Consider the following 17,742-nt stretch of genomic DNA (forward strand, 5'->3'; position numbering starts at 1 on the left):
CCTATTCCTGGTTAAGCTGCAATGTGCGCGGGTGGCGCAGCAATGCCGTGAAGCCGTCCACGGTCAGCGGACGGCTGTACAAATATCCCTGCATCGCATCGCAGCCATGCGATGCAAGGAAGCGGGCTTGCTCAGGCGTTTCCACGCCTTCCGCCACCACCCGCATGTTCAAATTGTGGGCCAGTGAAATCACGGATAACGCAATGGCCGCATCACTGGCCGCATGGGCCACGTCATCGACAAACGATTTGTCAATTTTCAGCACGTCGATGGGGAAGCGCTTTAAATATGCCAGCGAAGAATAGCCGGTGCCGAAATCGTCCAGCGAAATGCCCACGCCGATGGCTTTCAAGCGGTGCAAGGCGTCAACGGATTTGTCCGGGTCGCCCATCACGGAACCTTCCGTGATTTCGATATTCAGGCACGAGGCGGGCACGCCGTGCCGGCGCAGCGTTTGTTCCACCAGCGGCACCGTATCCGCATGGGCGAACTGGCTGGCGGACAGGTTGACGGCCACGCGCACGTCGCCCAGCCCCTGGTCGCGCCACGCGCGGATCTGCCCGCACACGGTATCGAGCACCCATACGCCGATGGCATTGATCAAGCCATATTCTTCCGCCACCGGAATGAAGTGGGCCGGCGAAACGTGGCCCAGCGCGGCGTTATGCCAGCGCAGCAGCGCTTCCGCGCCAACCAGTTCCCCAGTCTGCAAGCTGACCTTGGGCTGGTAGTGCACACAAAACTCGCCCCGCGCGACCGCGCCGCGCAACTGGCTTTGCAGCGCCAGCCGGTGGCGGCTGTCCGCATCCATGCCTTCCGTGAAAAACGCGTAATTGTCGCGGCCCAGTTCCTTGGCGCGGATCAGCGCCATTTCCGCATGCTGCAAGACGCCATCCAGCGTAGCGCCGTCGGCGGGCGCCGTGGCGATGCCGATACTGGTGGTCAGCGCCACCGTATGGCCTTCGATCTGCAAATCGCGCCGCAGCCCCGCCACGATATTTTCCGCAATGGCCGTGGTGGCGCTGCATTGCAAGTCGTCCGCCACCATGATGAGGAATTCATCGCCGCCCTGGCGCGACACCATATCGCCCCCGCCATCCTGCACGCACGCGCGCAACAGCCGCCCGACGACACGCAGCGCTTCATCGCCGATAGCCGCGCCGCACGTATCGTTGACGCTCTTGAAGCGGTCCAGGTCGAGGCACAGCACGGCCACGCACTGGTCGCGGCCGCACGCGGCCAGCAATTCATCGAAGCGGCTGCGCGCCTGCACGCGGTTCGGCAAGCCGGTCAGCGCATCGTGGTACGACAGGAAGTCAATCAAATGCTGCTCTGCCTTCCGTTCTGTCATGTCGATGAAGGCAAAGATATAGTTTTCCGCAGCGCCATCGTCCGACTGCACGGACGACACGCTGAGCAAGCCCGTATACATGCCGCCGCCCTTGCGGTGCGCCGTCATTTCGCCGGACCAGTGGCCGCAAGCGGTAATCGCCTGCTGCATGCTGGCGTAGGCGTCCGCTGCCTGGGCCGTGCGCAGCATGGCGACGGGCTGGCCCACCGCCTCTGCGCTGGGATAGCCGGTAATGCGGGTAAAGGCGGGGTTGACGGCCACCATGACGCCATTCGCATCGGTAATGGCGATCGCGTCGCGCGTGGCGGCAAAGACCTGGCTGGCCAGCTTGAGCGCATCTTCATTGGCGCGCCGCCGTTTGACTTCCGCTTCCAGCGACATGGCCACGGCCGCCAGTTCCGCCGTGCGCTGCATGACATGCTGTTCCAGGCTGGCGCGCTCCATGGCCAGCGCCTGCTGCGCGCGCCGCAAGCGCACCTGGGCGTCGGTGCGGGCCAGGATTTCCTCGGCCTGGAACGGCTTGGCAATGAAATCCACGCCACCCAGTGAAAAGCCGCGCAACTTGTCGTCCGTATCGTGCTGCGCCGACAGGAAGATCACCGGCACGTCCTGCAATTCCGGCATAGCCTTCAGGCGGCGGCACACTTCATAGCCATCCATGCCGGGCATGCGCACGTCGAGCAAAATCAATTCCGGGGGCCGCGACTGGGCAGTCCACAGCGCCAGTTCGCCATTGGGCGCCTGCCGCACGTAATAGCCGGCGCCGGTCAGCAAATCGCTCAACAGCTTCAGGGAAGCCGCCGTGTCTTCCACGATCAGCACTTCCCCCTTGCCGACGCCTGCCTTCGCTGTTGCCTGTCCTGTTGCCTGTTCTTGCCGCATTGCTTCCTTTCGCCGCCGCACCCGTACCGCGCAAACCGTATACTATATAACGCTACCACATATTCGACGATGCCCCAAGGGCCGGCGCGCTGAGCGGCAGCCGGATATCGAACCAGGCGCCGGGCCGCCCGCCGCCGCTGTGCACTTCAATGGTCCCGCCCAGCACATTGACGATCAGGCTGTGCACCACGTGCAGCCCCAGTCCGCCCGTGCCCTCGCCCATGCGGGTCGTATAAAACGGTTCAAACACGCGCGCCATATGGTCTGCCGGAATGCCGGCGCCATTGTCGGCAAATTCCAGGCGCACCGCCGCACCGTCCACCGATGCCGTCAGCGCAATGGCGCCGCCCGCGCCGGGCGCAAAGGCATGCACCAGCGAATTGCGCGTCAAATTCGTGATGACCTGGCACAGCGCGCCCGGATAGCTGTCCATTTTTATACCCAGCGCGACGCCGGTTGCCATCTCTACGCCTGCTTCGCGCAGCGACGGCCCCAGGGTCTTGGCCATGCCCTCCACCAGGGTCGCCAGGTCGAATTCGCGGCGCTGGGAACTGGTCTGGTCCACGGCCACCTGCTTGAAGCATTCAATCAAGTCGGCGGCACGCTGCAGGCTGCGCAGCATCAGCCCCGTGGCTTTGCACGTATCGGCGCCAAAGCGCTCCAGTTCCGAGCGGCGCAAGCCCTGGTCGATGTTGCTGAAAAATTCCCGCGCGCGGTCATCCAGCGCGCTGGCGGCCAGCACGGTATTGCCGATCGGCGTATTCAATTCATGGGCAATGCCCGCCACCAGCGCACCCAGTGCGGCCATCCGTTCCGAGCGCATGATTTCCTGCCGCGCGGATTTCAATTCCGCCAACGCGCGCGACAGTTCGCCATTGCTCGATGCCAAAGCGGCCTGAGTGCGTGCCAGGCGGATATGGGCGCGCGTGCGGGCCAGCACTTCTTCCGACTGGTAGGGCTTCGCAATAAAGTCCACGGCGCCGGCCTGGAACCCGCGCACCTTGTCATCCGTGTCGTACTGGGCCGACAGGAAGATCACGGGCGTATCGCGCAATTGCGGATCGGCTTTCAGGCGGCGGCACACTTCATAGCCATCGATGCCCGGCATCCGGATGTCGAGCAGGATCAATTCCGGCGGCCGCGCCTGGGCGCTCCACAGCGCCAGTTCGCCGTCGGGCGCCTGGCGCACCAGGTAACCGGCGTTGCCCAGCAATTCACTCAACAGCTTGAGCGACGCGGGCGTGTCTTCCACCACGAGGATTTCACCTTCCATAGCGCCCTGGCTCATCCTGCTTGCTCCTGCATATCAATGCCCTGCGCGGCGGCGCCCGGCCCCCCCAGCAGCGTACACAATTGCGGATAAGCGTGCTGCTGCAGCATTGCTTCGATGCCGGCCACCACGTCATCCAGCTCTTCCGGCAGCGGCGCCAGCAAATCCCGCACTTGCTGCAAATTCAGCTGCAGCACGGCTTCGCGCAATGCGTGCCGCACCGCCGGGTCCAGCCGGTCCAGCTGGGCGGCCGACAGCACCGTCGTGGCAGGCGGCGCCGCCGGCGCCCGTTCCACGTGCGGCACCGGTTGCTGCGCCTGGCCATATTGCGCGGATTCCGCCGGTATAGAAAAGCGGAACGTGGCGCCCTGCCCCGGCGCTGACTGTACGCTCAGGGCGCCGCCCATCAGCTGCACGAATTCCCGGGAAATCGCCAGCCCCAGTCCCGTTCCTTCCACGGCGCCGCCATTGCCTGCCTGGACAAACGGCTCAAAAATACGCTGCTGGTCCGCCGCAGCAATGCCGGGTCCCGTATCGCTGACAGCAAACGACAGCAGCCAGCCGCCCACGTCATCACGCGCGGCGCGCGCTTCCAGCCGCACGTGGCCCGTGCGCGTGAATTTCACGGCATTCGACATCAGGTTCAGCAACACCTGGCGCAGCTTGGTGCCATCGACGCGCACGCGCGGCGGCAGCCCGGCGCTGTCCAGCAACAGCCGCAAGCCCGCCTGCGCCGCCCGCACGCTGACCATATCCGTCACGTCCTGCACCATTTCCGGCAACAGCAGCACGTCGGGCTGCAAGTGCGCGCGGCCCGCTTCGATGCGGGACAATTCCAGGATATCGTTGATCAGTTCCAGCAAATGCTGGCCGGAGCCGTAAATGATGCCGAGGTTGCGGCGGTCTTCCGGCTGCATGTGCGGCGCATCGGCCAGCAGGCGGGAAAAACCGATGACCGAATGCAGCGGCGTGCGCAATTCGTGGCTCATGTTGGCCAGGAATACGCTCTTGGCCTGGTTGGCCGCCTGCGCCTGCGCCACCGCCACGGACAATGCACGGGTGCGCTCGCCCACCAGTTCTTCCAGGTGGTGGCGGTGCCGTTCCAGTTCTTGCTGCGCCAGCTTATGGGCCGTGATGTCGTAATTGACGCCCACCATGCGCAATGGCCGCCCGTCGGGCGAGCGCAACACCAGTGAATCGGTCTGGATATGGCGCACCGAGCCATCGGGCCACACAATGCGGAACTGGTGCGCTGATTCAATGCTGCTGCCGTCCAGCACCCGGCGCAAGGCTGCTTCACTGTCCGCCACGTCATCCGGGTGCAGCATGTCGCGCCACAATTGCACGGCGTTTTGCACGTCTTCCCGTTTCGCGCCATACAGCCGGAACATCTGGTCATCCCAGTCCGCGACGCCGGTTTCTATATTCCAGTCCCAGATGCCGATGCCGGCCGCCCGGGTGGCAATTTGCAGGCGCTGTTCGCTGGCATGCATGGCTTCATAGCGGTGCTGCAGCAAGCCCACCATTTGCCGGATGGCGCCGTACAACCCTTTTAATTCGCCGAAATACCAGGCGCGCGGCATGGTGGCGTCCGCATTCAGGCCCGCCTGCACCAGCACCGCGTAGCGTCCGATGGCCCGCACGGGTTTCAGCATCACGTGCCACAGCAGCAGGTACAGCCCGGCCACCAGCGCCAGGTCGAGGATGACGATCATGCCGGCAATGGCCGCGCTGCGCTGGCGCAATTCCGCCAGCAGCGGCGCCGGCGTCGCATACAGCGTAATGGCGCCGATACTCTGGCCTTCGACGATCATGTCACGCTTTTCCACCAGTAAGTCCGGGTCTTGCGGCGCCACCAGGCTCGACACCAGCTGGCCCGCGTCATTGCGCAGCAAGATATAGGGGTGGTGGGCGCCGGCCGGGGCAACCATGCTGGCATGCAAAGCCCGGTTGCTCAAGCCGCTCTTCATGATGGTGACGATTTGCGCTTCGTCGAAATTCCAGACTGGCAACGCCACGGCGGACGCCAGCTCATCGGCGCTGGTGGCCAGGCTATGGCGCAACTGGTCCCAGCGCTGTTCTTTTTCACTGAGGTAGAAATACACGGCAAAGGCTGCCAGCACCACCGTCACCACGGCGGTCAGCGCAACGCTGACCAGCAGCGCAATCGACACGTCGCCCCGCGCGCGCCGCCGGCGCATCGCTGCCTGGCCGGATGCTCGCTGTGTCGCTGTTGCCATGATTCACGCCGTATTGGTCAGCATGTCATAAATAATAGGTTTAACCGCCAGTCAAGTCCAACCTTTCCCCCTGCCAATGCCATTGTAGCGCTCACGCCAGGGCACTTGTAACGTGTCCTTTAGGACAAGCCGTACGGGTTTGTTGCGCGGATCATTCAGCTGCAGCACCGCTGCCCGGGCTGGCAATCCCCAGCCGGTTGGCCATTTGCACCAGTTCCGCCAGCGAACCAGCGCCCAGTTTTTCCATCAGGCTGTGGCGGTGCGCCTTGACGGTGCGTTCCGTATTGCCCAGTTCGAAGGCAATCTGCTTGTTCAGCATGCCTTGCACCACCAGCGCAAACACTTCCCGTTCGCGCACGGTCAGCGTATCGGCTTTCTTGCGCAAGTCCAGCAGCGCGCTGTTTTGCGCCGCCGCCGCTTCATAGCGCTGCATCGCGCGCCCGATTGCATCGAGCAGCGCATCCTTGCCGATCGGCTTCGGCAAAAAATCTTCGGCGCCCGCCTTGATGGCGCGCACGCTCATGGCAATGTCGCCATTTCCCGTCAAAAACACGATGGGCAAGATACTGCCCCGCGCCCGCAAATAGTCTTGCAACTGCAAGCCGGACAAGCCGGGCATATCGACGTCAAGCAAGATGCAGCCCGCTTCGCCGCCGGTTTCCGCCCGCACGAACGCGTCACCCGATTCATACACGGACACGGCATAGCCGCACGCGCCCAGCAGGCGGGCCAGCGCCGTACGCAACGCGTCGTCATCGTCAATGATGTGGATTCTCATGGACGTTCCGCCGCGTAAGGAGGCAGTGCAAAGCCAACCGTGGCGCCGCCGCCGGCGTTATTACCGGCCCAGATCGTGCCGCTGTGCGCCTGCACGATGGCTGACGCGATGGACAACCCCAGCCCCATGCCATGCGGCTTGGTGGTGAAAAACGATTCAAACACGCGTTCATGCCCTTCCGGAAAACCACACCCCTGGTCTGACACCAGCACTTCGGCGCGGCCATCGCCGCGCCGCTGCGCCGACAGGCACACGCCACGCACGCCGTCGGCCACCTGCGCCATGGCGTCAAACGCATTGAGGACCAGGTTGATCAATACTTGCTGCAACTGGATGGGATCGGCCGCCACGGTCAGCGCGTCCGGACCCAGTTGCATTTCCAACACAACACGGCGCATGCGCGCCTCGCCGGACAGCAAGGTGTGCACCTGGCGCACCAGTTCATTGAGGTCCAGCTTTTGCGCGACGGGATCGGATTTTTTCAGCAATTCCCGCATGCGCTGGATCAGGTCGCTGGCGCGGCGGTCATCGCGCTGGATATCCGACAGGATTTCCGCCACATCGTCCAGCGCGGGGGGATTTTTTTTCAGGAACAGTTCCGCGGCTTCCGCATTGCTCATGATGGCGGCCAGCGGCTGGTTCAATTCATGCATCAGCGCCGCGCAATACACAGTGGCGCTGGCGTTGCGGTTCAAATGGGCGATTTCCGCCAGGCGCTGGCGCGATTCTTTTTGCAGGCGGTCATTGTGCGCCGCCAGTTGCTGTTGCAGGCGGCGGATTTTCAAATGCGACTGGACGCGCGCATTGACTTCTTCAAACTGGAACGGTTTGGAAATGAAGTCAACACCGCCAACCTGGAAGCCGCGCAGCTTGTCATCCGTATCGCTGTGGGCGGACAGGAAAATCACGGGCACTTCATCGAGGCCCGGCATGCGTTTCAGACGGCTGCACACTTCATACCCATCGATGCCGGGCATGCGCACGTCGAGCAAGACCAGTTCCGGCGCCTGCGCCTGGGCGCTCCATAGCGCCAGTTCGCCATTCGGCGCTTCGCGCACGCGGTAACCGGCGTCCGTCAACAGGCGCGACAGCAGCTGCAGCGACGCCGGCGTGTCTTCCACCACCAGAATATCGCCACGCACCGGTTCCGCCTGCGCGCCCGGCGTCCCCCCTGCCTGCCCCAACTGGTCCATGCGCCTCCCTCAACGATGCGGACCAGTATAGGGTATGCCGGCATGGCCACGCCATGGCGCATGGGCCGGCATGGCAAGGGCGTTGCAGAGTGACAACATTCGCCAGCCCGCGCTACGGAAGCGGTCAATCAATCTTTCCGCGCCTCCGGGGAATCGCCGCCGCCCGGCTGAATCGCCCGGATCACTTTGCAAGGGCTGCCGGCCGCCAGGCTGTTGGGGGGAACGTCGCGGGTCACAACGCTGCCAGCGCCAATCGTGCAATTGTCGCCGATGGTGACGCCGCCCATCACGGTGACATTGGCGCCAATCCACACGCTGTTGCCAATCGTAATCGGCTTTTCAACAAACACGCCCGCGTTACGTTGTACTGGGTCGAGCGGATGGCCTGCAGCGGAAATCACCGTGTTGGGGCCGATCAACACGTTGTCGCCGATGGTCACGGGCGCGCAATCGAGGATCACGACATTGTGGTTGGCAAAACAGTGGCGTCCGATCGTGATATTGGTACCGACGTCACAGAAAAACGGCGCTTCGAAATGCGCATCAGTGGGCTTGCCCAGCAATTGTTCCAGGATACGCAAGCGCGCATCGGGATCGTCTTCCCGGTTGAATGCCGCGCACAATTGCTTCACACGGCGCCGCTTCAGGTTGGGCCAGCCGGCCGGCCCTTGTTTGGTTTCGCTGTCCTGCATGCCTTCTTCCCCCATCAGATATATTCCGCATATTCGCCGTCCCTGCCCTTGTGCAGCTTTTGCGCGGCCATGGCCGTGGACAAGAAAATCGGCCCGGCCAGCTGCGCCGGCAAGTCGCTTTCGCGCAAGCGGTCCAGCACCGGGCCTTTGACTTCGGCCAGGTGCAGCGCAATGCCGCGCCGCTTCAGGCTGGCATTCCATTCGCCCAGCGCAAACAGCGCGGACGTGTCGATGGAACTGACCGCTGTCATGACCAGCACCAGATGCTGCGCCGTCGGATGGCTGCGCACTTCCTCTTCAATGCGCTCGCCCACCGCTTCCACATTGCCGAAGAACAGATTTGCATCGACCCGCAGCAACAGCACGTCCGGCTGCGTTTCGGCCGGATAGCGGTCGATATTGCGGAAGTGTTCCGTGCCGGCGATCCGTCCCAGCACGGCGATATGGGGACGGCTGGCGCGCCAGATCAGCGTGCCCATCGACAGCAGCACGCCCACCACCACGCCTGCCTCCACACCCAGCACCAGCACGCCGCCGCACGTGACGATCCACGCGGCCGCGTCGCCGCGGTCATAGCGCCACGCGGTTTTCAGCGTACCGAGTTCCAGCATGCCCAGCACGGCCACGATAATGGTGGCAGCCAGCACGGGCAGCGGCAGCAAGGCCAGCCAGCCCGTGGGCGCCACCAGCGCACCGGCCAGCAGCACGGCCGTGATGATGGACGCCAACGGCGTTTGCGCGCCCGCCGCGAAATTCACGGCGGAACGCGACAGGCTGCCCGTGACAGGGAAGCCGCCCGACATCATCGCTGCCACATTGGCCGCGCCCAGGCCGATCAATTCATGGTTGCTGACCAGCTTTTCATTGCGCTTTTGCGCCAGCGCCTGTGCAGCCGACATGCTCATCAGGAAGATCACGAAGCCGATCAGCAAACCAGGCTGCAGCAGTGCACGCCAGTGCGCATGCGACAGCGCCAGATTCAGTTGCGGCAAGCCGGACGGCACGTCGCCCGCCAGTTTGACGCCCTGTTCCTGCAACTGCAGCAGCGACGCCAGCGCCAGCCCGCCCAGCACGACCAGCATGGGCGCCAGCTTGGCGGCAACCCCCGCCGCGTGGGCCGGCATGCCGCAGCGCTGCAGCAACGGCTCCAGGTAGCGGCGCGCGGCAAACAGCGCGATGACGGCGCCAATGCCCAGCATGGCGCTCGGCGCATGCCAGTGCGGAAATGAAGCGCCCAGCAGCGGCTTGACCTGGCCCGCTGCAATGGCCAGCGCGCAGCCGACTGTAAAGCCGCTCATCACGGGGCGGGAAAAGAAATTCGCGAGGAAACCCAGGCGCAGCAGGCCGCACACCAGCAGCACGATGCCGCACACCAGCGCCAGCTGTGCCGCCAGCACCGAGTACAGGCCGGAACCGCCGGGGGCCAGCGGCGCCAGCACGGCGCCCGTCATCAGCGACACGATGGCCATCGGCCCCACCGATTGCGTCATCGATGAACCAAACAGCGCATAGACAATCGGTGGCAGGATACTGGCGTAAATACCGGCGACCGGCGGCAAGCCGGCCACCAGCGCATACGCCATGCCTTGGGGGATTAACATCATGGCGACAACGATGCCGGCGCCGATATCGCCAGCCAGCATGGCGCGCCGATAGTGCTTCAGCCAGTGCAGCATAGTTCAAGCTCAAAAGCCGAAGCCTAACACGCCTTGCCGCACAGCTACAATGTACTAGGCCGCTAGCGGTGCAGCGTGGTGCGCACCGCGTCCAGCACTTCATTGGCTTGCGCCGCATCGGCAAACAGGCGCGCCAGCACGATTGCGCCCACCATCGCGGCATAATCGGCAATGGCCTGGCGGCGCTTTTCCTTGTCATTGGCGCCCTGCTCCAGCGGCGCAAGGATGGCCAGCTGTTCGCGCACACCCTGCGCCAGCGCATCGCGCGCAGCCGGGCCGCAGCGCGACACGTCCGCTGCCAGCGCCGTCACGGCGCAGCCCGCGCCCGGATTGTCGCAATGGCGCGGCGTCAGGTACGCATCAATAATTGCCTGGCGCGCAGCGTCCGGCGCATTGGCCACGCGCTGGCGCCACTTTTCCACCGACTGTTCCAGCGCCTTGGCGCAGGCTTCCGCCAATAAATCTTCCTTGGAACTGAAATGGCCGTAAAAGCCGCCGTGCGTGAGCCCGGCGCCCTTCATCAAGTCCGCCACGCCGATGCCGTCGTAGCCCCGTTCGCGGAACAAGGTTGCGGCGGTTTCAACGATGCGTTCGCGGTTCAGCGCCGCCTGTTCCCTGCTGACTTTCATCTGGCCTCCCTCTTTTCAGCATAGATTATAGTCGTAATTTATGCTACCCAAATGAAATGGCCGGCAAATGCCGGCCATTCGTGCGAGTCACGGTGCGCTTACTGCGCCATCGCCAGTTCCACGCAATTGCGTCCTGCCCGCTTGGCGCGGTGCAGCGCCGCGTCGAGCCGTTCCAGCAGGGTGGCCGCCCCTTCCTCCGGCCCGGCTTGCGCCACGCCCAGGCTGATGGTCACGTTGTCGCAGCCCGGCAATTGGGTGTTGGCAATGGTTTCACGCAGCTTTTCCGCCAGTTTCAGCGCATCGATGGCCGCCGTGTGGGTGGCAATGATGAGGAATTCTTCACCGCGCATGCGCACCAGCGTATCGGACGTGCGCAAGCGTTCCTGCACCGTCATTGCCACCGTGCGCAGCGCCTTGTCGCCGCAGGGGTAGCCGTAAATATCGTTGACGGAACGGAAATTATCGATGTCGAAAGCAATCACGCCCAGCGGGATGCCATAGCGGCGCGCACGGCGGATTTCATTGTCCAGCTCCGCTTCGCCATGGCGGCGGTTGACGGCGCCCGTCAATGCGTCGGTGGTGGTGATTTGCGTCAGCTGGCCGGCCAGCGCATCGTTTTGGTGCTTCAATTCGCTCATGGCCAGGCCAAAGCTGATGAATTGCGCCAGGCTGCCAAAGCACGAGAATTGTTCGCGCGACGGGTGGATCAGGCGGTCAAACATCAGGCTGACAGCGCCCAGCACCGGGCCGCCGGCTTCACTGCGCAGCGGCAGCGCCAGCATCGTGCGCACGCCATGGTCATGCAAGCCCATGGCCAGCATCGGGTCGCCGGCTTTTTCCGGCGCATCAATCAAGACCAACTCACCCGTGCCCACCGACAGCAGCGGCGGGAACGCCTCGTGCACGGGCAATTGCAGCAACTGGTCGGTACGGCCCAGCAATTTGGCGATGTCCAGGTGGTTGCGGGATTCCTGCGCTTCCAGCACCAGGTTGCCGCGCTCTTTCATGTGGAACAGCGCCGCATGGCGCACACCGGGGAACGTGCACAGCGCCACGCAAATCTGGCTGGCCATCAGCGACAATTCATCCATCCCGGTCAGCGCGCGCTGGACATTGCGCTGCACGGCCAGCAAGTCGCGCAACTCTTTTTCCTTGTCCAGCAATTGCTGCTGCGCGGCAGCGGCGGCATCCAGCGGCGCCGTCAGCGCATAGCTGACGGCCTGCTGCATTTCATCGCCGAGGATGGGGCTGATACGGTACGTCACCGGCCCGGCCGTCATCAATTCCGGCAGCCACGACGTCTTGCCATACGGGCACAAAACGAGCACGGGACGGCCCATGCGGGCCCGCACCAGACTGGCGGCAGCGGCCAGGTCGCCATGGTCTTCAAACCCTTCCAGGTCAATCACCATTAAATCGACTGGCTGCCGGCCCAACGCGACCATTGCAGAATCGAATGTTTCAACTAACAGCAGGCGGTTAAAAAGTTCACCGCAAGCACTTTGAAACTCGCCGCGGCGTTCGCTGGCGAGGTTCAGGAACAGGCCAACCCGCTGGGCTTGGCCGTCGATGTCTGTCGCCATGACATGATCCCCATACCGTTATAAGTATCGTATTCCAGCAGTTTGCCATAAAGTTCACAAATAGCAATATTATTTGCTCTAAAAACTACAAAAAAAGGGGCAAAACACGCGCTACGGTGCGCCTGCGCACGGTGAACAATAGCCGGTTTTTCAATACTGGCCCTTTGACGGACCACGGAGGACACCATGGCGAATTCGGAAAACAAGGCAACGTCAGCCGGCAGTATGCAGCGCGACATCCAGCAGCAACAGGACCGCCGCGACCACGCGCAGGGCCAGCAGAAGGAAAGCAAGGACGCGGTGCAGACGGGCCGCGCCGACCAGCCCAGCCCGCCGCTGCCAAGCCAACACCTGGAAAAACCCGGCCTGGAAACCGAGATGGAATTAAAGCCCCGCTTCCTCGCGCCGGATTATTGCGGCAGCGGCAAGCTGGCCGGCATGGCGGCGCTGATCACTGGCGGCGATTCCGGCATCGGCCGCGCGGTGGCGGTCCTGTATGCACGCGAAGGCGCCGACGTTGCTATTGTTTATTTGCCGGAAGAACATGACGATGCATTGGAAACCAAGCATTTCGTGGAAGCTGAGGGCCAGACGTGCCTGCTGATCCCCGGCGACGTGCGCGATCCTGTGTTTTGCAAAAACGCCGTGGAGCGCACCATTGCCAACCTCGGCAAGCTAGACATTCTCGTCAACAATGCCGCGTTCCAGGAACATGCCGGTTCGCTGGCGGATTTGTCGGAAGAACGGTTCGACTTGACGATGAAAACCAATATCTATGGCTACTTCCACATGGCGAAGGCGGCGCAGCCGCATTTGCAGCGCGGCAGCGCCATCATCAACACCGGGTCCGTGGTGGGACTGAAAGGTTCCAGCCACCTGCTCGACTATTCAACCACCAAGGGTGCGATCCACGCGTTCACGATGTCGCTGGCGTCGAACTTGCTGGACAAGGGTATCCGCGTCAATGCCGTGGCGCCCGGGCCGGTGTGGACGCCGCTGAACCCGGCCGACCAGTCACCGGAAAAAATCCGCGAATTCGGCGCCAGCACGGACATGAAGCGGCCCGCCCAGCCGGAAGAATTGTCGCCCGCCTACGTCTTCCTGGCGGCGCCCTGCTGTTCCAGCTACATCACAGGCATCGTGCTGCCGGTAACGGGCAGCGTCGGCGGAGGAGCGTGACATGGCGGCCCGCTCCCTGTGGAAAGGCGCCATCAGTTTCGGCCTGGTGCACATCCCCGTCGACTTGCACTCGGCGGTACAAGACCATGACCTGGATTTGACCATGCTGGACCGGCGCGACTTTTCCCCGATCGGGTTCAAGCGCTACAACAAAACCACGGGCAAGGATGTGGCGTGGGACGACATCGTCAAGGGCTATGAATACCAGGATGGCGAATACGTGGTGCTGTCGGATGAAGATTTAAAGCAGGCCAACGTGGAAGCCACGCAAACCATCGACATCCTGTCGTTCGTGCCGGCGGCGGATATCCCGCTGACGTATTACGACACGCCGTATTACCTGACGCCGGGCCGTGGCGGCGACAAGGTCTATGCGCTGTTGCGGGAAACCTTGCGCAAGGCGGACCGCGTCGCCATCGCCACCGTCGTGATCCGCGTGCGCCAGCACTTGTGCGCATTGCTGTGCGAGGGCGACAGCATCATCCTCAACACGCTGCGCTTCCCCGATGAAATCAAGGATACGGAAGAATTGAAATTGCCGGCCCGTTCGCTGAAGTCCACCGGCATCACGGACAAGGAAATGCAGATGGCGCTGTCGCTGGTCGATGGCATGACGGAAGACTGGGACCCGTCGCAATACCACGATACGTACCGCGAAGACGTGCTGGAACTGGTCAAGCGCAAGATCAAGGCCAAGCAGACCAAGACCATCACGGAAGCGGCGCCCGAGAAGAAACAGCGCTCGGCAGCGAAAGTCGTGGATCTGGTGGCGCTGCTGCAGCAAAGCCTGGCCGGTGGCGCCAGCAAGCGGGGCAAGGCGGCCAACGATGAAGAAGAGGACGATGAGGAAGCAAAAGAGCCGGTCAAGCGGCGCACCGCGGTAAAGAAACCTGCGGCGCGCAAGACTGCCGCCAAGAGCCCTCGGACCGCATCGAAAACCGCGCGGAAAGCTGCGTAGGGCCGTTTCTACGAAACCGCCGTGCATGCCGCCGTACATGCGTCAGCGTGGCACAATCAATGCCTCGGCGGCTCCGCGGATTTATAAAATCTGCGCTACGGTTCAAACCCCAGCTTTTTCATCGCCGCAGCCAGCCCCACCGCGCTGTCCGCATAATCAGCCCACGGCCCATTGCCCACATCGAGGCGCGTATGTGCATTGTGCACGGTCCACTGCGCCCCGCCCTTCAGCGTATCCAGCTCATCCCACGCGACCGGCACGGAAATTCCCAGCCCTGGCCGCGCACGCACCGACCACGCGCAGGCCGTCGTCGCGCCGCGGCCATTGCGCAGGTAATCGACGAAGATTTTCCCCACGCGGTTTTGGGGCCCGCTCTTGAACGCAAACCGGTCCGGCAACGTGTGTGCAATGCGGTCCACGATCGCCTGGGAAAAAGCCTTCACGGCATCCCAGCCGTAGTGCGGCTTCACCGGCACCACCACGTGCAAGCCCTTGCCGCCGCTGGTTTTCAGGAATGCCGGCAAACCCAGTTCGTCAAGGAACGCATGCACCAGCTGCGCAGCTTCCTGCATTTGCGCCCATGCGACACCCTCGCCCGGGTCCAGGTCAAAGACCATGCGGTTCGGCTTTTCATAGCTGCGCGCCGTGGCGTTTTGCGTATGGATTTCCAGCACGTTCCACTGCGCGGCCCACAGCAAGCCCTGTTGATCGCCCACCGCCAGCATGGCCGGGTGGCCCGGGTCCAGCTTGGGGTTCAACAGTTTCAAGCCGGGCATTTTCGTGACGTCCGCATGCTTCTGGAAAAACAGCTCGCCCCCCACGCCGGCCGGCGCACGCACCAGCGCCACGGGGCGGTCCTGCAAATGCTCCATCATCAGGCTGCCGACCAGCGCGTAATAGCGCACCACGTCAATCTTGTGCGCGCCGCTGGCCTTATCAATCACGCGGTCTGGATTCGTCACTTTGACGTCTTCAGGCAAATTGCCCTGCAGCGCGGGGGCGTCCGCCTTGCCGCGCTTGCGGGCAGGCGCGGCGTCGTGCGCGAGGTCTTCCACGTGGGCCGGCTGTTCGCGCGTGATGGCGCGGGGCGGCTTGTCCGCGCGCAGCCCCTGGAACACGGCGTGCCGGATCGAACCGTCGCGCGTCCATTCGCCAAAACTGACTTCCGCCACCAGCTGGGGCCGGACCCAGTGCGCTTTCTTGCCGATTTTCCGGCCGGGGGCAAACGGGCTGCTGCCGGTTGCCAGTTTGTCGAGCTGCGCCCGCAATACCTGCAAATTTTCCGCCTTGAAGCCACTGCCCACATTGCCCGCATAATGCAGCGCGCCATCCTTATCCTGTACGCCCAGCAGCAGCGAGCCGATGCCCTGGCGCGACCCTTTCGGATCCGTATAGCCGCCAATCACAAATTCCTGCCGCTGCCCGCATTTCAGCTTGATCCAGTCCGGCGTGCGGCGGGATACATACGTGGAATCCCTGCGCTTGCCGATGATGCCTTCGAGTCCCATCTTGCACGCGGCCGCCACCATATCGGCAGGCGGCGCATCGAGTTCCGCGCTGTAGCGCACTGTGTCGCTGGGCCGGTCTTTCAGTACCGCATACAGCAATTCGCGCCGCTGCGCGAGCGGTACGCCGCGCAAGTCATGGCCATCGAGGTACGGCGCATCAAACACGAAATACACGATGCTGCCATTGCGCGCTTCGTCAAACGCTTGCTGCAGCAAACCGAAATCGGGCCGGCCGTTCTGGTCATGGACAACGATTTCGCCGTCATACCAGCCTTTGGGCAGCTGCATTTTTTCCAGCGCCGCGCGCAGCGGCTCCAGCTTGCCGGTCCAGTCATTGCCGTTGCGGGTGATCAGCTGGATGCCTTTGCCATCGATGCGGGCCAGGATGCGGTAGCCGTCGAATTTGATTTCAAACAGCCAGTTGTCCGGGTCCGGCGGCGGCCCGTCGACCAGCGTGGCCAGCGGCGGCGCCAGCGTGGCCGGCAAACGGGCCTTGGGCAAGGCCGCCGCCTCCGGTGCGGCTTCCACAGCAGGTTTGGCCGCCGCACGGCGCGCCTTGCCCGCGGCGCCCGCGCTTTTCACCCGCGCCCCCTTGGCTGGCGGCGCGCCCGGCATCCCCAGCGCCTTGACGCTGTCGGGCATTTCATCGACCACGGAAAATTCGTCCGCAGGCTTCGCATAATCATCTTTTTCCTTGATCAGCAGCCAGGCCGGCTGCTTTTCGCCCCGGTCTTTCATGCGCACCAGCGCCCAGCGGCCCTGCATCTTATGGCCGTGCAGCGTGAATTTCAGGTTGCCGTCGCGATAGCCCTGGTGCGGATTGCCGTCCGGCTGCCACGTGCCCCGGTCCCAAATGATGACTTTCCCGGCGCCATACTGGTGCTCGGGTATCGTCCCTTCGAATTCGTTATAGGCAATCGGATGGTCTTCCACCTGCACAGCCATGCGCTTGTCGTGCGGGTCATAGCTGGGCCCTTTCGGCACTGCCCAGCTTTTCATGGCGCCTTCCAGTTCCAGCCGGAAGTCATAGTGCAGCCGCGACGCCCAGTGTTTCTGGATCACGAACGCACGCTGCTCGCCGCCCTCCTTGCCGCCTTCGGCAGGTTCCGGCGTGATATTGAAATTCCGCTTGGCTTTATAGGTTTTCAGTGGGTCGCGCATAACAGCGATGCTACTGCCGCTTGCGGCAACCCACGGTTAGCCAGCTAACACAGCCGCGCTGGGCCTGGCTTGGTTACTTGCCTTTGTAAATCCCCGCGGCAAGGTAGACGTCATCGACGCGTTCAATGTACGTGCTCTTCTGTTCCAGCTGCCCCGTCTTGGCATTGGGCCACTTGTAGTCGACCCAGCCCTTGCCTTCCTTGCTGTTGGCCACGTCACGGAATTTCTGCACGAAATTCACGCCATCGACGTCGCGCATATCACCCAGTGTCTTGCCCACCATTTTTGCATTGGCGCCATGGGCAATCAGGGCGCCGCCCGCCGCTGGCGACATGAACAGGTACAAATCCTTCTCCTGGAACATGGGCGAACGGCTATTGATTTCCGCCGCCAGCTTTTCCTTGCCATTGGCCTTATAAAATGCCGCACCTTTCTTGACCAGTGCTACCGCTTCTTCGGCCGTGCCGCGCTCCTGCGCCATTGCCAGCGCGGGCGCCGCCACGCACACTGCCACGGCAACAGAACGTAGCCATTTTTCTACCATGATTGTCTCCCTAGCACGTTGTTATGATTGTTAAACAGCAAAACTGGCTGCTTCATACTATGGCGTGTGGAGAACTATCGCAAGCAATGCATCAGCAA

At 63.1% G+C, this 17,742-nt stretch carries 13 protein-coding genes; 2 read left to right on the forward strand and 11 right to left on the reverse strand.

Annotated elements, in window-relative coordinates; all coding sequences use genetic code 11:
- Window position 1: 1 nt before the first annotated feature.
- The 9 genes from GM668_RS17520 to GM668_RS17560 form a co-directional block, all read right to left on the reverse strand.
- Window positions 2-2,233, reverse strand: a complete 2,232-nt coding sequence (locus tag GM668_RS17520) for a two-component system response regulator (protein WP_155440243.1) — start codon at window positions 2,231-2,233, stop codon at window positions 2-4.
- Between the two features lie 52 nt (window positions 2,234-2,285).
- Window positions 2,286-3,521, reverse strand: coding sequence for a sensor histidine kinase (locus GM668_RS17525; protein ID WP_155440244.1), 1,236 nt, complete (start codon window positions 3,519-3,521; stop codon window positions 2,286-2,288).
- Window positions 3,518-5,743 carry a PAS domain-containing sensor histidine kinase gene (locus GM668_RS17530; protein ID WP_229499474.1) on the reverse strand — a complete coding sequence of 742 codons (2,226 nt, stop codon included), beginning with the start codon at window positions 5,741-5,743 and terminating at the stop codon, window positions 3,518-3,520. Before GM668_RS17530 ends, GM668_RS17525 begins: the two co-directional genes overlap by 4 nt.
- Window positions 5,744-5,894: 151 nt before the next feature.
- Entirely contained in the window at window positions 5,895-6,521 is a 627-nt protein-coding gene (locus GM668_RS17535) for a response regulator transcription factor (protein WP_155440245.1), read from the reverse strand.
- On the reverse strand, window positions 6,518-7,714 hold the full coding sequence (locus GM668_RS17540; RefSeq protein ID WP_155440246.1) for a sensor histidine kinase: 1,197 nt from the start codon (window positions 7,712-7,714) through the stop codon (window positions 6,518-6,520). Before GM668_RS17540 ends, GM668_RS17535 begins: the two co-directional genes overlap by 4 nt.
- A gap of 128 nt (window positions 7,715-7,842) precedes the next feature.
- Complete coding sequence (locus GM668_RS17545) at window positions 7,843-8,421, reverse strand: sugar O-acetyltransferase (protein ID WP_211923412.1); 579 nt, start codon at window positions 8,419-8,421, stop codon at window positions 7,843-7,845.
- Window positions 8,421-10,082, reverse strand: coding sequence for a SulP family inorganic anion transporter (locus GM668_RS17550; RefSeq protein ID WP_155440247.1), 1,662 nt, complete (start codon window positions 10,080-10,082; stop codon window positions 8,421-8,423). The genes GM668_RS17545 and GM668_RS17550 overlap by 1 nt, the downstream gene beginning before the upstream one ends.
- Before the next feature lie 62 nt (window positions 10,083-10,144).
- Entirely contained in the window at window positions 10,145-10,711 is a 567-nt protein-coding gene (locus GM668_RS17555) for a TetR/AcrR family transcriptional regulator (protein WP_155440248.1), read from the reverse strand.
- A 98-nt stretch (window positions 10,712-10,809) separates the two neighbouring features.
- Window positions 10,810-12,294, reverse strand: coding sequence for a GGDEF domain-containing protein (locus GM668_RS17560; protein WP_155440249.1), 1,485 nt, complete (start codon window positions 12,292-12,294; stop codon window positions 10,810-10,812).
- Between the two features lie 186 nt (window positions 12,295-12,480).
- Between GM668_RS17560 and GM668_RS17565 the strand changes: the two genes are divergently transcribed.
- Window positions 12,481-13,473, forward strand: coding sequence for an SDR family oxidoreductase (locus tag GM668_RS17565; RefSeq protein WP_155440250.1), 993 nt, complete (start codon window positions 12,481-12,483; stop codon window positions 13,471-13,473).
- A gap of 1 nt (window position 13,474) precedes the next feature.
- Entirely contained in the window at window positions 13,475-14,431 is a 957-nt protein-coding gene (gene ku, locus GM668_RS17570) for a non-homologous end joining protein Ku (RefSeq protein ID WP_155440251.1), read from the forward strand.
- 95 nt (window positions 14,432-14,526) lie between these two features.
- On the opposite strand, the gene ligD is transcribed toward ku, so the two are convergent.
- A complete protein-coding gene (gene ligD / locus GM668_RS17575) occupies window positions 14,527-17,100 on the reverse strand; it encodes a DNA ligase D (protein WP_155440252.1) in 2,574 nt (857 codons plus the stop codon).
- A 73-nt stretch (window positions 17,101-17,173) separates the two neighbouring features.
- Window positions 17,174-17,644, reverse strand: a complete 471-nt coding sequence (locus GM668_RS17580) for a cache domain-containing protein (RefSeq protein WP_155440253.1) — start codon at window positions 17,642-17,644, stop codon at window positions 17,174-17,176.
- Window positions 17,645-17,742: the final 98 nt, after the last annotated feature.

The organism is Pseudoduganella ginsengisoli, from assembly GCF_009720865.1.
Classification (GTDB): Bacteria; Pseudomonadota; Gammaproteobacteria; order Burkholderiales; family Burkholderiaceae_D; genus Rugamonas; species Rugamonas ginsengisoli.

Bases quoted from the DNA above. Each gene is read 5' to 3' on its own strand.
- GM668_RS17520 (WP_155440243.1), bottom strand. From the start codon at position 2,233: ATGCGGCAAGAACAGGCAACAGGACAGGCAACAGCGAAGGCAGGCGTC.
- GM668_RS17525 (WP_155440244.1), bottom strand. From the start codon at position 3,521: ATGAGCCAGGGCGCTATGGAAGGTGAAATCCTCGTGGTGGAAGACACG.
- GM668_RS17530 (WP_229499474.1), bottom strand. From the start codon at position 5,743: ATGGCAACAGCGACACAGCGAGCATCCGGCCAGGCAGCGATGCGCCGG.
- GM668_RS17535 (WP_155440245.1), bottom strand. From the start codon at position 6,521: ATGAGAATCCACATCATTGACGATGACGACGCGTTGCGTACGGCGCTG.
- GM668_RS17540 (WP_155440246.1), bottom strand. From the start codon at position 7,714: ATGGACCAGTTGGGGCAGGCAGGGGGGACGCCGGGCGCGCAGGCGGAA.
- GM668_RS17545 (WP_211923412.1), bottom strand. From the start codon at position 8,421: ATGGGGGAAGAAGGCATGCAGGACAGCGAAACCAAACAAGGGCCGGCC.
- GM668_RS17550 (WP_155440247.1), bottom strand. From the start codon at position 10,082: ATGCTGCACTGGCTGAAGCACTATCGGCGCGCCATGCTGGCTGGCGAT.
- GM668_RS17555 (WP_155440248.1), bottom strand. From the start codon at position 10,711: ATGAAAGTCAGCAGGGAACAGGCGGCGCTGAACCGCGAACGCATCGTT.
- GM668_RS17560 (WP_155440249.1), bottom strand. From the start codon at position 12,294: ATGGCGACAGACATCGACGGCCAAGCCCAGCGGGTTGGCCTGTTCCTG.
- GM668_RS17565 (WP_155440250.1), top strand. From the start codon at position 12,481: ATGGCGAATTCGGAAAACAAGGCAACGTCAGCCGGCAGTATGCAGCGC.
- ku (WP_155440251.1), top strand. From the start codon at position 13,475: ATGGCGGCCCGCTCCCTGTGGAAAGGCGCCATCAGTTTCGGCCTGGTG.
- ligD (WP_155440252.1), bottom strand. From the start codon at position 17,100: ATGCGCGACCCACTGAAAACCTATAAAGCCAAGCGGAATTTCAATATC.
- GM668_RS17580 (WP_155440253.1), bottom strand. From the start codon at position 17,644: ATGGTAGAAAAATGGCTACGTTCTGTTGCCGTGGCAGTGTGCGTGGCG.